This window comes from Leptotrichia sp. OH3620_COT-345 (assembly GCF_003932895.1).
Taxonomy (GTDB): domain Bacteria; phylum Fusobacteriota; class Fusobacteriia; order Fusobacteriales; family Leptotrichiaceae; genus Pseudoleptotrichia.
In genome coordinates this window covers 40,692-54,497 of sequence record NZ_RQYW01000003.1, presented here as the reverse complement: position 1 = coordinate 54,497, position 13,806 = coordinate 40,692, and the positions used below count along the sequence as shown (strand labels likewise).

The window sequence follows — 13,806 nt, the reverse complement described above, 5'->3', positions numbered from 1 at the left end:
ATCACATGGTAGAATAGAAATTTTGAAGTAGTCACATAACTTGTATATATTTTTTGTTTGTACAGCTTCTATAACATTTTTAACAGTATTTTTTATATGTGAATCTTTCAAATTTGAATCCCTTTACTAATATTAGTTAATTTTAACTTTATTTTTTTAATCGCTCTTTAAAATAATATTCCTGAATTTTTTTAAATAGCTCGTCTTTATCTTCATCAGAAATTTTTTTATTTTGATAAAAAAGCATACTTCCTCTTTCCAATTCCTCTTTTGTAGGAACAATATTTTCTTCATCATCCAGTCCTAAAAGATATTGCGGAGAAACATTGAAAATTTTAGCTAATTTTTCAATAGTTTCATATTTTATATTTTTTATAATTCCGTTTTCATATTTATATATTGTTTGTGGTTTTACTGATAATTTTTTTGCCAATTGTTGTTGACTTAATTTTTTATTTTCTCTTAATCTTAAAATTTTTAGTCCTATATGCTTATCCATATTTTTCTCCTTTTCTCATTTTATCATAAAAAAAGAAAAAAAAACGTTGTATAAGACAAAAATAACTTGACAAGTTGCAAAAAAGTGTTATAATATTAATAACTTAATAAGTTTGGAGGAAAAATATGTATAAGAAATTATTTTTAAAAATGTATGAAAATGATGATAATATTACATCACTATCAAAAAAAACTCAAATAAATAAAGATACTTTATCAAAAAAATTGAATGCTAAATTTCAATTTAAAGCAAATGAAATAAGAAAAATTTCAGATGTTTATAATTTATCTAATGAAGAAATTGTGATTTTTTTTAATCTTAGAACAACTTAAAAAGTTGCAAAATGTTGAGGGGTAAGGTGAGAAATGAAAAGAATAAAATTAGATGACTTAGAGAAAAATGAATTTTATAAAATGCCAAAAAAGATATATGAATTTAATTTAAGACCTGTTGATAGAGAATTATATATGCTTTGCTTTGAAAATTGGAGATTATCATTAAAAAATAATTGGATAAATAGTAATGATGAAATTTATTTTTATGCAAGTCAGAAGAAAATGGCTAAAAAAATGAAAGTAAGTAAACCGACTATAATATCTGCTTTCAAAAAATTAATAGAAAATGAATTACTTGAGGCAGTAAAGGAGTCGGGAGAATCTAATATTTATTATTTAGCTAATATCATTTAAAAATTTTAACCGGTAAAGAAATTTAACTGGTAAAAAAATTTGACCGGTAAAGAAATTTGACTAGACTGGTAAAAAAATTTGACCCTAATAAGAATAATATAATAAGAATAAATAATATATAACAAAAGAATATCTTAATATAAATATTAAAAGACTAAGATATTAAAAAAGATGATATTTTAAAATTTTAAGTTTTAGGTATATATTTGAATGCTCAAGTAGTGTTTAAAAAAATTATAGCATAAAATAAAAAAATTATAAAGATAGTAAATAGGGAGGAAGATAATGAGAAAGCACGGATTTACAGTGAAAAAAGTGTCTAACGAATTGGGTTTGACCTATTTCAAGTTTAAAGAATTAGCTATATCAGGGACATTCAACTTTGTGACAGTTATAAAGGGAAAATCGGGCAGAAATTCTTATCATTTTGATCCGTTAAAAACGATAGAGTACATTAATGAATACAAAGAAAAAGCTCATAATATTTAAATAAAGTGAAAGGAAAAATAATGAGGAATGCTAATGGAACAGGGAGTGTTTACAAACGAAAAGAAAAATCTAGAAAGCCTTGGATTGTAAGAGAACCTGCCCGTTTGATAAATGGGAAATATAAAAGACCTATTATCGGAAGCTACAGAACACAGAAAGAAGCACAGGAGATGTTGCGTGAATATAATTCCAGAAATTTGAATATAGAGTATTCTGAATTGAAATTAGTTGATCTATTTAATAAATGGAAAATATCAAAACATGCCAAAAGTATTAAAACAGAAGAAACATTCAATAGATATTGTAGAGATTTCACCGTAATTTTTGAGGAAATCTTGGAAGATTCATTTATATCTTTAGATTATAGTGATTATCAGAATAGATTGAACAATTATCCTAAAAACAAAGGAAGAACAGCTTTAACAGTTTTAAAATCAATTTATGTGGAAGCAATGAAGCAACGTATAGTGAAGGAAAATATTTCTTTATATTTAGAATCTTCCGACCAGATAATAAGAACAGTTGATAGAGTAATATTTAAAGATGAGTTTGTAAGAATGTTATGGGAAAATTATGAGTGTACAAACAATATATATGTTGCAATGGTTTTACTGCTTTTTTATACCGGAATGAGAAGTGTTGATTTATTTAGAATAGAAAATGAAAATATAAATTTAAAAGAAAAGTATTTAATAACAGGTTCAAAAACAGAAGCGGGAATAAATAGACGGATACCTATTCATAATTTAGTTCTGCCCATTGTAAAAAAATATATGAGTGAAAAAAGAAAAATGTTTTTTGAAGATGACTATGGCACTTTAAAAAATCGTTTCAATAATATTTTAAAGGAATACGATGTTGAAGGAAACTTACATTCAATACGTCATACTTTTATAACCAAAATGAGAAGAATAAAAGATGTACCAGCTTCAAAAGTAAAAAATATTGTCGGACATAAGGTAAAAGACATTACGGACGGGATTTATACTCATTGGAGTATAGAAGAATTAAGAGATGTTATAAATAAATTAGTTTATTAGGACTATATACAGTGTATAGAGAGTATATAAATATTATATGTAACTAAAGAAAGGAGAAAAAATGAAACAGTTTTATTTTAAAGAAAAAAATGGAGAACTTTATTTCTTTTATAGGGACACAAGAAAAAATAAAGAAAAAACGGGTTATAAAAAATGGACTGAAATGTGTGATAATAAAGAAATAAAAAGAAATAACACATTTAATGAGTTATTGGGATTTTTGAAAATTAAGCAGAAGATTGAACATAAAATTGATGAAATGATTATAACTATTTGGATAAGTGAAAAATATAAACTTATAAGAATAGAAAATAATAATCAAAATCTAAAAGAAAATGAAAATTCCTATTTAGCTAAATTAGGAGATGTAATATATATTTTAAAAAAATTAGGAGGAACTGAAAATGAATCTTAAAATAATCAAGAATACTGAAGTCATAGGAACAAATATAAATATATACGGTGATTATGAAAGACCTTTATTTAACGCTAATGAAATAGCTAAAATAATAAAAAACAGCAATGTAAGTCAAATGCTTAAACCAGTGGAAGCAGAAGAAAAGGAATTAATAACAATGTATGGAAACAATAATGTTCCTTATAAACAATGGTATCTGACAGAAGAAGGATTGTATGAAGTACTAATGTTAAGTAGAAAGCCTGAAGCTAAAGAATTTAAGAAAAAAGTCAAGGAGATTTTAAAATCGGTTAGAAAACATGGAGGATATATTTATGTAAAAGCTTCAGATAATGAACTTGAAATTCGGAAAAGGGTAGAAAGCATATTGGAGGCTACAAAAAAAGAATTTCTTCTGTTAAGTGATAAAGTTAAGGAATATGAAACTTTTTTTGATACGAATAGAGAATATATTACAACAAAATCTTTAGCAGATATATATGAAATACCTTATGAAGAGTTTTTAGAAAAATTGAATGAAATTGGATTAATTTATAAAAAAGGAAAAATTCTAAAATTATACAGAGAGCATAAGTATAAAGGTTATATAAAGTATCAAAAAGTAAACGGAAAATACATATTGAAGTGGACTTCTAAAGGAGAAAAATATATATTTGAAAAATTAAGTGAATTAAAAATAGAAAGATAATACAGAAAAGGAGAAATATGAAAAGTTTTATAATGTTTTTGATAGGGTTGATAATGGGTTCTATAGCTGCAATTATTTTTGCTGCATACTTTTATGAAACAGGAAAAGAAGTAAAAAAAGAAAATGAAGTTATAAAAGTTTCTTGTTGTATAATTAATTACTAAAAGATTAAGAAAGGAGATATTTCAATGAAAGTTATCAGGAAATATTGGGATATTTTCCAATATTACTTATTGTAGTAACCGGAATTTATAGCATAATAAAAGCCCACAGAGGCTGTGGGTATAGTTTTAAAACTATATTTTGATTATAACATAAAATTTAAAAAAATCAAGGAGAATATATAAATGATTCTATACACTAAAGAGGGTTGTAAAAATTGTGAAAATATAAAAAAATATATAAAAGCTGTTAAAGGAGAAAAAATAGAAATACATCAACTAACAAAAGAAATAAGAACAAAAATGATAAAACAGGGAGCAGATACAATGCCATTGCTTGTAGAAAAAGGAATGCTTCTTGCACAGGGAAATGGAGTAATAGAATATCTAATAACAAGAAGAAATAGTCAAATTTAGATGTAGAAAAGAATTATAAATAAAAATATTACGAATGATTAATAATATAAAAAATGAAAATATAGGACAATGGCATTTAAATAATTATTGTGATAATATTGCATTTTTAAAAAATTAGGATATAATATATTATCCTAAAGGAAGGAAATAAAATGTGGAAAATGTACAATGAGACTAAAGCAGATTTAAAAATAAAAATTGGTGGTTCTGATGAAATTGATGCAAAGGAACTTTCAGAATTTTTAAAAGGAACATACGATACCTTATCAAAAATAACATCAATAACAGCAAAGAATTCTTATTTTAAATTGAATTTTAAAGCTTCTGAGAAAGGATCAGTTATTTTAGATTTTTCTGCTATAACTCCTGAAATTTTTAAAATAACGGGACATGTGATAACAGCAGTAGCAACACTTAAATTATTTTTAGAAGTTATAAAATTAATAAGAGATTTAAAAGGGAAAAATCCTAAAAAAATAGATACAACTACTGGAGATGTAACAAATTATTATGGAGAAGTTAACAATTATAATATTGAAACTATAAATTTATATCTGTCAAGTCCTAATATTGAGAAAGAAATAAAAAAGAGTGTAAAAAATTTAAAAGACAGAGAAAATATAAAATATTCTATTAATGAAAGTATAAAATTAGAACTGTCAAAAGAAGAAATAAATGTAATGTCAATTGAAGAAAAAGAAATAGAAGAAGTAGAAGAAGAAATGGAAATTTTATTAGAAAATACAGAATTAAGATTATATAAAGTTCCTTTTCAAGGGAATTCACAATGGGATGTAATCTTTGAAAATGAAACTATAAAAGTTTCTATTTGGGATAAAAATTTTTTAAAAAAACTTCATGCAGGGGAAATATTTCTTAGTTCACAAGATATACTTATTGTAGATATGAAAGAAATTAAAGAAAAAAATAAAGTAAAATACTATATTTTGAAGGTACATGAAGTTAAAAGATTAGAAATTTAATATGTTAATCACAATCATTAATTTGGTTGTGATTTTTATTTATAATAATAGAAATAGATAATAAAAAGGAAGTGAAGTAAATGGCAATTTATTATTTCAAAGCTAAATGCGGAAAGAAAGTGCTTTCACATTTAGAGTATATAGAAAGAGTTGATAAATATAAATATAAAAATGATTTTGTAAAGAGTAAGGCATTCAATCTTCCGGAAGATTTTGAAAATATAAAAGATTTTTGGGAAAGTGCAGTACGATACGAAAGAAAAAATGCAAATATTTACAGAGAGTATGAAATAGCTTTACCGAGAGAGTTTTCAAATGAAAAAAATATAGAAATATTAGAAAGATTTTTAGAGAAAATATTCGGAAAAGATTATGTATATAACTATGCAGTGCATAATCCTAAAGGGGAGCAACCTCATGCTCATGTTATGTTCTGCGATAGAAAATTAGATGGAATAGAAAGAAAAAAAGAAAAGTTTTTTAAAAGATATAATTCTGAAAAGCCTGAATTAGGGGGAGCTAAAAAAGATGAGGGATTAAAAAAAAAGAAATTCTTAAAATGTTTAGAAAAAGTTGGGAAAAACATTTAAATCTTTATTTAGAAGCGGAAGGAATCGAAAAAGTATCAGCCGACAGTTTGAAAAAGCAGAGAGATACAGCAATAAAAAATAATGAGTTATATAAGGCTGAAAAACTTAACAGAGAAGCAATTAATTTTAACTACAGACATAGTAAAGATGACATCTATTCTTTAAATAAAAAGATTAAAAATGATAAATTACAGGAAGATCAAAAACTAAGAGAGGAAATTGATAAAATATATTTTCAGAAACGTTTTAGCAAAAAATACAATGAAAAAAAAGAAAAATGTGACAATAAAACTTTTGAAGAGATTTTAACGGAAAAAGAAAGTATAGAAAAGGAAATATTCAAACTAAGTAAAAATATACTGGATAAAAATTTGGAAACAAGAGCTTTAGATATTCTTTCAAAAGGAGAAGCGAACAAACTTAAAAATGAAAAAAGAAAATTATTTAAAGAATTAAAAACTGTCCGAGAAGATAAAAAGAAAAATATAAAAAATAAGATAAGAATAATTGATAAAAATATAAATCTTTTAAAAGAAAAACATGAAAAAGAGATTCCCGACAAAAAATTAGAGTTAAAAGGAAAATATATGAATGTATTAAAATTCAAAATAGAAGAAAAAAAGATCATGGATAAAATTTTCGTTGAAAAGTTAAAAGAAAAAGAAATTAAAAATTTAGATGAAAAGAATTTGTATAAGGCATACATAGAAAGAACTGACTTAAGAGAAGAAAAATTTAATGAAATGACAAAACTGGAAAAAAACAAAAATGAGATAAAGGAAAATTTGAAAAGTAGGAATTATAAAAAAGTCAATAATATAAAATCTGAAAATAGTAATATAAGAAAAAATATTGCTTCAATAAATAGGGTCAGAAAAAAACAGATTAATGACGTTAAGGCTCAGGAACAGATTCAAAAACATGGAGAATTTATATTGTTAGATTACAAGTACATTAATTTTGATGAAGAATATGAAGTGGGATTATGGAGGTAATAAAAATATGATTATATTGATAATATTTTGTACAATCGGAATTTTAGAATTTTTGCTGTTGTATAAAATGAAAGATATCAAGAAATGGAAAACGGATAACGATTATAGGAAGTTTTTCATAACTTTCTCAGTATTGATAAATACTTATCTGGGATTGTATCTGTATCTTCTTTACAGTAAAAATATAAATTATATGCTGAATATATGTGGATTATTCTTCATTTCATTGAAAATACTGGAACATGAAAAGCTTAAATTTAAGGATGAAAGGATTATAGAAGTTATAAAGAGATATTCGATTGTGATATGTGTATGTTATTTTTTAATAGACCTAACAATAAAACGGTTCATATAAAAGGGCATGGCAAAAAATGTCCTTTTTTTGTTAAATGAAAACACGTGAATTTTTCACTGCACGTTTACCTGTTTCTCACCTTTGGTGAGAAACACACGTGATTTTCAGCTTTGCTGAAAATGGTCTGCCCACAAGGGGCTACAAGTATAACAAAAGAAAATTTTCTGTAAAATAATTGTAATAAATTATAGGGTGTCAGAGTAGTCATAAAATAAAAAAATATTTTGTTTTTTCACTTGAAAAAAGTAAAATTATATGGTATATTAAAATTAAGATAATATAAGATTTAACAAAAAATTTAGGGATGTCTTTATTTTTAAAAATATTAAAAATAAAAAGCAGATATTTCTAATGAAGAGAGGCTTCAAAATTGTTAAATTCTAAAAATCTAAAAATAAAATAGAATATAAAATTATAAAATACCGTTATCAGGGATAACATTCAAGGTACTTTATTTGAGTCGGCGAACTCAAGTGAAGTACCTTTTTATTTTATTTTTTTATAAATTAAAGAAGGAGAGTGTAAAAATGGAAACAGAAAAAGTAAAATTTGGAAGTCTCAAAAAATTACCGAAAGAGAAAATTATGATAATGTTACTATTTTTATTTGTAACAGTAATTTCTTTTTCAAATACAACAGAAGTGGCAGCCGATGGATTTGAAAAATTTGTATCTTATATAGTACTTTTTAAAAACATGACTTTATATCTTTTAATGGTAATAGGAGCAGGATTATTTATTTGGGGATTAATTCAGATGTTTAATCGGGGAGATTTTGGAGAAATAGCAATTAAATTACTTGGAGGGATTTTCCTATTTGCTGTAGGATTTAACATTGAAAAAGGAGCTGTTGCAGTAGGAGGAACTCTTATAAATTCAGCCGAGATTGGACTTAGAATGATCGTAAAATATTAGGAGGAGTAAAATGTGAATATAAAAAGTATAAGAAAAATTAAGAGAAAAACCGAAAAAAATATAACAACGACAAGCAGGAATCAGGATAAATTGAGAATGGGAATTGAAAGATATGTGGATATGGGACAGATAATACAGATTTTGTCAGCAACCTGTCTTATATTATTAGTTTCAACGGTTATTTCAGTCGGATATTCTGTGTATCTGTCAGGAAAAAAAGAAAAAGGTTTCGGATATATATTAAGAGTAAAAGAAAACACAGGAGAACCGGTAAGTACAGAAATTTATAAGAATGATACTTTGAATATCGGAAAAAATGAAATAGAATTTTTCTTAAAAAAATTTATAGCTGACACAAGAACAATAACACTGGATAGAAAAATTTTTGAATCAACTATAAAAAATACAAATTTATTCTTAACTTCCGAAACTCAAAAAAAAGTACAAAGTATATTGTCAAATGAAGGAGTAATTAATTTCTTTGATTTGAAAAAAACAAGAGAAGTTGAGATACTTTCAATTTCAGCTATTCCGGAAACTAAAAATACGTATCAGGTGAGATGGAGAGAAAAAGAATATAATGAAAATGGGACTTTAACACAAAGAAGAAATTTAAATTCAATTTTAAAGATAAACTTTTTTACTCCGAATAAAGAACAGGTATCAGTAAATCCTATAGGAATGATAATAACTGATTTTAATTTAACACAGGAGAATTAATATGGAGAACTTAAAATATTTTAATGAATATGTTCAATGGAAGAAAAAATATATTGAAAAAGTTATAAAAAACGAGATAACAGATTTTGATTATTCCTGTAAAAAAAATTATAAGGAATTAGTAAATTTTATTGGTGATAAGGATATAAAAATAAATGATCTGGAACTCTTGGAAAAAGAATTGGAGAAGCAGGAAGATATAATTTTTGTAGAAACTGATGAACAGGAAAAAATTCTGTTTTCAAAATATCTTGAAAATATTAGGAAAACAGTTGAAGAAAAATACGATAAAATTGAAAAAGAATTTATCGAATATTTGAAAGAAAAATTAGAATATAAAGAACTGAAAATAAATAAAAAAATAATGTGCAGTTTTTTATTTGACAGTGAATATGCAAGAAATGAAAATATAAAAAAAATAAATATATACGGCTATCCTTATTATTATGAACAGAAATATTATTTAATAGATAAGACAAAGAAATTAATTAGACAGGGAGGAAAAATATGAAGAAGATGACGAATAAAAGTTTGATTATACTGTCGTTATTTTTAGGAACATTTTTATATGCCAGTGATTCAAAAGCAATAAAAAAATTGGAAGAAGCAAGTCAAAGATATAATAAAAATGTTCAGATATTAAAAGGAAAAAATTCTGTTGATAATTTTGAAGAAAGTGAAGAAATAAAATCAAAGTTATCAATTATTTCAGGGCGAGCAGCAGCAGGATTAAATATAGCAACAGAATTTAACTATTACAGAACAAGCGTTTATGAAATTTATACAAAGCCTAACCATACTACAAGTTTAAAGTTTTCAAAAGATGAGAATATAATTTATGTAGGCGGAGGAGATAAAGAAAATTGGGAAGTGGAAGAAACAAAAGGCGGAGGAGATGATTCAACTTTTCTTTTTATAAAACCCCTTCTTTCAGATTTGGAAACAAATTTTAATGTCATTACGGATAAAAGAACTTATTTTATTTCCTTGAAATCAACAGACAGTAATTATAATCCGTTTGTACAATGGAAATATCCTTATGACGCAACAGGAATGAAATTTAATGTAGGGCAGAGTAAAGGAGAGATAAAATTAAACGGAAATATAGATAAGTTAAATTTTGGATATAGCTATAATAAGAATAAATCTTTTTCTCCGATTCAAGTATTTAATGACGGTGAAAAAACAATTTTAATTATGCCGGAAAATTTACAGGAAGCCCCGTCTATATATGGTTATGGAGAAGACAAACAACTATCTTTAATTAATTACAGATACGTAAATAATAGAATAATAATTGACAAGGTAGTAAACAGATTGCAACTTATATTAGGTAAAGAAAAATTGGATATAAAGAAATAGGTGATTTAAATGACAGAAAGAGAAATTGCCGAATTAACATTAAATGAGTTAAAAAATGATATAGAGGAATTAAAAAATACGGATGACTATGTAGACGAAGAACTAAGAAACAGCATTTCTCAAAAACAGAGAAAAATACTAGGTATGGCAGATGAATTGGAAGATAGATTTTCACAAATAAGTGAAAAAAGATCTTTAAGACAAAAAAATATTATTGAAAAAAATGATATTAACAATATAGACGAAAACAGAGATTATTCTTCAGAAAACTTTAAAAAGAACAAAAATAGTACTAATAACTTGAATAATGATGAAGTAGTTTATAGTGAGAAAAAAAGAAAAAATAACAGATTTTTATTGTTTATATTAGGGATTTTTGCTTTGAGCCTTTTCGGAATAGTACTTTATGTTTCAAGTCCTAAAAATACAAAAAAAGAAAAAATAAATTTAGCTGATCCGAACAGCTTTAAGCTTACAGATGTAGATAAAAGTAAAGAAGATGAAGATAAGGCGTTGGTACAAGAAAATGATAATACAAATGTTGAAACCGCTACAGGAACAACAATTCCTTCAATAGATGATACAGATATTTCAAAAATACCTCCGGGAAATGATATTGATGAACAGGAAAATAATAGAAATAGAGATATTGAGGATATAAATAATGCTATAGCTGAAACGGAAAATGCTCAATTTGAAACACCCCAAAAATCCGGAAGCGGTAATAACGGATTATCCTTTATTAATAGAAGTAAAGAAAAAGATGAAGAGAAAAATAATGAGAAACAGAATTCAGGCTCAGAAGAAAAAAATAATATATTAAAAAGAAATGTTCTGAATAAAGTAAAAAGTCCATATGAAGTAAAACAGGGGTCTGTAATACCTGCAACACTGGATACGGAAATTAATACAGATTTACCGGGAACAATTTTAGCACATGTAAGAGAAGATGTATATGATTCGATTACAGGGAATTATTTGTTAATCCCTAAGGGTTCCAAGTTATACGGACGATACGAAAGTTCTATTACAGCCGGTCAGAACAGGGTATTAATAGTATTTGATAAGCTTATTTTAACTAACGGAAATCATATGGATTTGTTGGCAATGCAGGGGGCAGACAGATTGGGGAATTCGGGATTAAAGGATAAAAGAAGCAATCATATTTTAAGTTTAATAGGAAATGCAGTTTTTTCAAGTATTCTAAATATAACAAATAAATTAGCAGGAAACACACATTTTAAAATAGGTAAGAATGTTACAGTAGGATTAAATGGAAATGTGTCAAGTGGAGGAGAAGAAGGAAATAGTTCTCCTTATGAAGCTGCAACGGCTAAAATTTTGGAAAGAGCTGTTGACAGACAACCTACAATAACGATAAGAAAAGGATACAGATTTAATATTATAGTTAATGAAGATCTGGAATTGGAACCATTGAAAAAACAAAAAAAATAAAAAAACAAATGAAAACTGTCGATTGGCATATCGATGCAAAAAGGTATTTCATGAGTAAGACGACGAACTTACATTCATGGGATACCTTTATCTTTTTTTAGGAGAAAAATTATGAATTTAAAAGAAACATGGAACGAAATTAAAAAATTAAGATGGAAAAATATGAAAAATACTGAAAAAAAATTTATTATAACAACAGTTATAGCTTTAATAGTAATTATAGTTTCCTGTTTATTTGTATTTTTTTCTATCTATTCATGGGTAATGGGTAATCCTAAACAATTAGATATATGGTTACTTTTAAAAACAGAAAAATTTAATGTGTATATTCCGCATAAAGAAATGTTTAATTTATTTAAAACAACTCCTAATGCTTATATTAAAACAAAAAATATATTTAAATGGGTATTAATTACAGAATTTCTTTTATGGTTTTTTATAGCATTACCTTTTAAATATAAGAGAAAAGATATAACTCACGGAAGTGCAAGATGGGCAAATTTTGATGATTTGGGGTATTCCGGGTTTTTCTTTCCGACTAAATATGCAAAAGCATTTGAACTTAATCTATTGGAAGAAAACGGAGTCGTCTTGGGTGAATATAACGGGAGAATTTTAAGGGACAACGGGAAGACACATATAATACTTTCAGCACCTACAAGAACAGGAAAGGGAGTTTCCGTAATAATTCCTACACTTGTGGATACTTGGAAAGACAGTGTTTTGGTACTTGACGTAAAAGGAGAAAATCATCAGATGACAGCTGGCTGGAGAAAAAAAGAATTTAAAAATAAAATACTTAAATTTTCTCCTAAGAAAAAAGATTCCTGTAAGTTTAATCCTTTACAGGAAATAAGATATTTAACTGACAAGGAAATAGAGGACGCACAGGTTATAGCTAAATTAATTGTAATAGGTGACAGCAGTTCAAGTGATCCTTTTTGGGAAAATGCAGGTTCGGACTTTATTTTAGGAATAATAATGTATGAACTTTACAGAACAAGAGGAAAAGCAGGATTGGGAAATGTAGTTGATTTTATTACAGACGCTTCTAAACCTATAAATAAAAGAATGACAGAAATAATAACAAAACCTATGTTTGATAAAAATAATTTTGAAGATAGAGAAATAATGGAAAAATTAACTGAAATTTATCCTATGGAAGCAGATGTTGTAAAAAAAGGATTTCATCCGTTTGTAATAAGAGCAATGGCGGACACTTTGCAAAAAGGTGAAAAAACTATGGCAAGTATAATTGCTACTGCAAAAGCTGCATTATCAGTTTTTGAGCTTCCTACTGTTAAATACAATACAAGTGACAGTGACTTCAGAATAATGGATTTAATGGCAGGGGATAAGCCCATAAGTTTATATATTGTTATAGAACCGGGAGATTTGCAGGCATTAGCTCCATTATTAAGGATACTAATAATTCAGTGTGTTACATTGCTGACTCCGGAAATGGACTATACAGGAAATAATAAAAACGCAGTTAAATTCAAACATAGACTTCTTATGCTGCTTGATGAATTTCCAAGTATAGGAAAAATGGAAATTTTAGAAAAGGCAATAGGATATGTAGCAGGATATGGAATGAAAATGATGTTGGTAGTCCAATCTTTGGATCAGTTGAACAAAATATATACAAAAGACAATGCATTTTTATCAAATTGTCAAAATCAGATATTTTATACTTCAAATGAAAATCAGACATCAGAGTATATCAGTAAAACAATAGGGACAGAAACTGTTATTTCAAAATCATATTCAGGAGGAATTATAAAAAGAAATTCAACTATATCAAAAACCGGACGGGAATTGCTGAAAGCGGAAGAAATGAGAAGATTTCCGTTAGATAAGATTCTTTTGCTGGTTGGAGGGAAGTACCCTATACAAACTAAAAAAATACTGTTTTTTGACGACAAGAGATTTAAGCACAAAATAAAAATCCCTATTGATCCCACTCCTGCTATGCAGGCAGAAATGGAAATAATGAAAAGAATGAAAAAATAGAACTGAAAGCACTATATA

The 13,806-nt window shown here is 26.2% G+C and carries 19 protein-coding genes; 18 read left to right on the top strand and 1 reads right to left on the bottom strand.

The window, feature by feature from the left end; all coding sequences use genetic code 11:
* Positions 1-148: 148 nt before the first annotated feature.
* Positions 149-499, bottom strand: a complete 351-nt coding sequence (locus EII29_RS02590) for a helix-turn-helix domain-containing protein (RefSeq protein ID WP_125235992.1) — start codon at positions 497-499, stop codon at positions 149-151.
* Between the two features lie 125 nt (positions 500-624).
* Between EII29_RS02590 and EII29_RS02585 the strand changes: the two genes are divergently transcribed.
* From EII29_RS02585 to EII29_RS02505, 18 genes are all read left to right on the top strand, one after another.
* Complete coding sequence (locus EII29_RS02585) at positions 625-831, top strand: helix-turn-helix domain-containing protein (RefSeq protein WP_125235991.1); 207 nt, start codon at positions 625-627, stop codon at positions 829-831.
* Positions 832-864: 33 nt separating this feature from the next.
* Complete coding sequence (locus tag EII29_RS02580) at positions 865-1,188, top strand: replication initiator protein A (RefSeq protein WP_125235990.1); 324 nt, start codon at positions 865-867, stop codon at positions 1,186-1,188.
* A 285-nt stretch (positions 1,189-1,473) separates the two neighbouring features.
* Complete coding sequence (locus EII29_RS02575; protein WP_125235989.1) at positions 1,474-1,677, top strand: hypothetical protein; 204 nt, start codon at positions 1,474-1,476, stop codon at positions 1,675-1,677.
* A 20-nt stretch (positions 1,678-1,697) separates the two neighbouring features.
* Positions 1,698-2,717 carry a tyrosine-type recombinase/integrase gene (locus tag EII29_RS02570; RefSeq protein WP_125235988.1) on the top strand — a complete coding sequence of 340 codons (1,020 nt, stop codon included), beginning with the start codon at positions 1,698-1,700 and terminating at the stop codon, positions 2,715-2,717.
* A gap of 61 nt (positions 2,718-2,778) precedes the next feature.
* Positions 2,779-3,132, top strand: coding sequence for a hypothetical protein (locus EII29_RS02565; protein ID WP_125235987.1), 354 nt, complete (start codon positions 2,779-2,781; stop codon positions 3,130-3,132).
* Positions 3,122-3,823 (top strand): BRO family protein, encoded by a 702-nt coding sequence (locus EII29_RS02560; protein WP_125235986.1) that lies wholly within the window; start codon positions 3,122-3,124, stop codon positions 3,821-3,823. The genes EII29_RS02565 and EII29_RS02560 overlap by 11 nt, the downstream gene beginning before the upstream one ends.
* 17 nt (positions 3,824-3,840) lie before the next feature.
* Positions 3,841-3,987 (top strand): hypothetical protein, encoded by a 147-nt coding sequence (locus EII29_RS11995; RefSeq protein ID WP_158612448.1) that lies wholly within the window; start codon positions 3,841-3,843, stop codon positions 3,985-3,987.
* Positions 3,988-4,170: 183 nt separating this feature from the next.
* A complete protein-coding gene (locus EII29_RS02555; RefSeq protein WP_125235985.1) occupies positions 4,171-4,401 on the top strand; it encodes a hypothetical protein in 231 nt (76 codons plus the stop codon).
* A 152-nt stretch (positions 4,402-4,553) separates the two neighbouring features.
* On the top strand, positions 4,554-5,384 hold the full coding sequence (locus EII29_RS02550; RefSeq protein ID WP_125235984.1) for a hypothetical protein: 831 nt from the start codon (positions 4,554-4,556) through the stop codon (positions 5,382-5,384).
* Positions 5,385-5,464: 80 nt separating this feature from the next.
* The gene (locus EII29_RS02545; protein ID WP_125235983.1) at positions 5,465-5,974 is read left to right on the top strand and encodes a MobA/MobL family protein; all 510 of its coding nucleotides are present in this window, start codon (positions 5,465-5,467) and stop codon (positions 5,972-5,974) included.
* Entirely contained in the window at positions 5,944-6,969 is a 1,026-nt protein-coding gene (locus EII29_RS02540; protein WP_125235982.1) for a hypothetical protein, read from the top strand. Before EII29_RS02545 ends, EII29_RS02540 begins: the two co-directional genes overlap by 31 nt.
* Positions 6,970-6,976: 7 nt before the next feature.
* Positions 6,977-7,324 carry a hypothetical protein gene (locus tag EII29_RS02535; protein WP_125235981.1) on the top strand — a complete coding sequence of 116 codons (348 nt, stop codon included), beginning with the start codon at positions 6,977-6,979 and terminating at the stop codon, positions 7,322-7,324.
* 527 nt (positions 7,325-7,851) lie between these two features.
* Complete coding sequence (locus EII29_RS02530) at positions 7,852-8,238, top strand: hypothetical protein (protein ID WP_125235980.1); 387 nt, start codon at positions 7,852-7,854, stop codon at positions 8,236-8,238.
* 12 nt (positions 8,239-8,250) lie between these two features.
* A complete protein-coding gene (locus EII29_RS02525) occupies positions 8,251-8,958 on the top strand; it encodes a type IV secretion system protein (protein ID WP_233573231.1) in 708 nt (235 codons plus the stop codon).
* A gap of 1 nt (position 8,959) precedes the next feature.
* A complete protein-coding gene (locus EII29_RS02520) occupies positions 8,960-9,469 on the top strand; it encodes a hypothetical protein (RefSeq protein ID WP_125235979.1) in 510 nt (169 codons plus the stop codon).
* Positions 9,466-10,320: a TrbG/VirB9 family P-type conjugative transfer protein gene (locus EII29_RS02515; RefSeq protein ID WP_125235978.1), complete on the top strand. Its 855-nt coding sequence runs from the start codon at positions 9,466-9,468 to the stop codon at positions 10,318-10,320. Before EII29_RS02520 ends, EII29_RS02515 begins: the two co-directional genes overlap by 4 nt.
* 9 nt (positions 10,321-10,329) lie before the next feature.
* Positions 10,330-11,775 (top strand): TrbI/VirB10 family protein, encoded by a 1,446-nt coding sequence (locus EII29_RS02510; RefSeq protein WP_125235977.1) that lies wholly within the window; start codon positions 10,330-10,332, stop codon positions 11,773-11,775.
* Positions 11,776-11,886: 111 nt separating this feature from the next.
* The gene (locus tag EII29_RS02505; RefSeq protein ID WP_125235976.1) at positions 11,887-13,788 is read left to right on the top strand and encodes a type IV secretory system conjugative DNA transfer family protein; all 1,902 of its coding nucleotides are present in this window, start codon (positions 11,887-11,889) and stop codon (positions 13,786-13,788) included.
* Positions 13,789-13,806 lie beyond the last annotated feature (18 nt).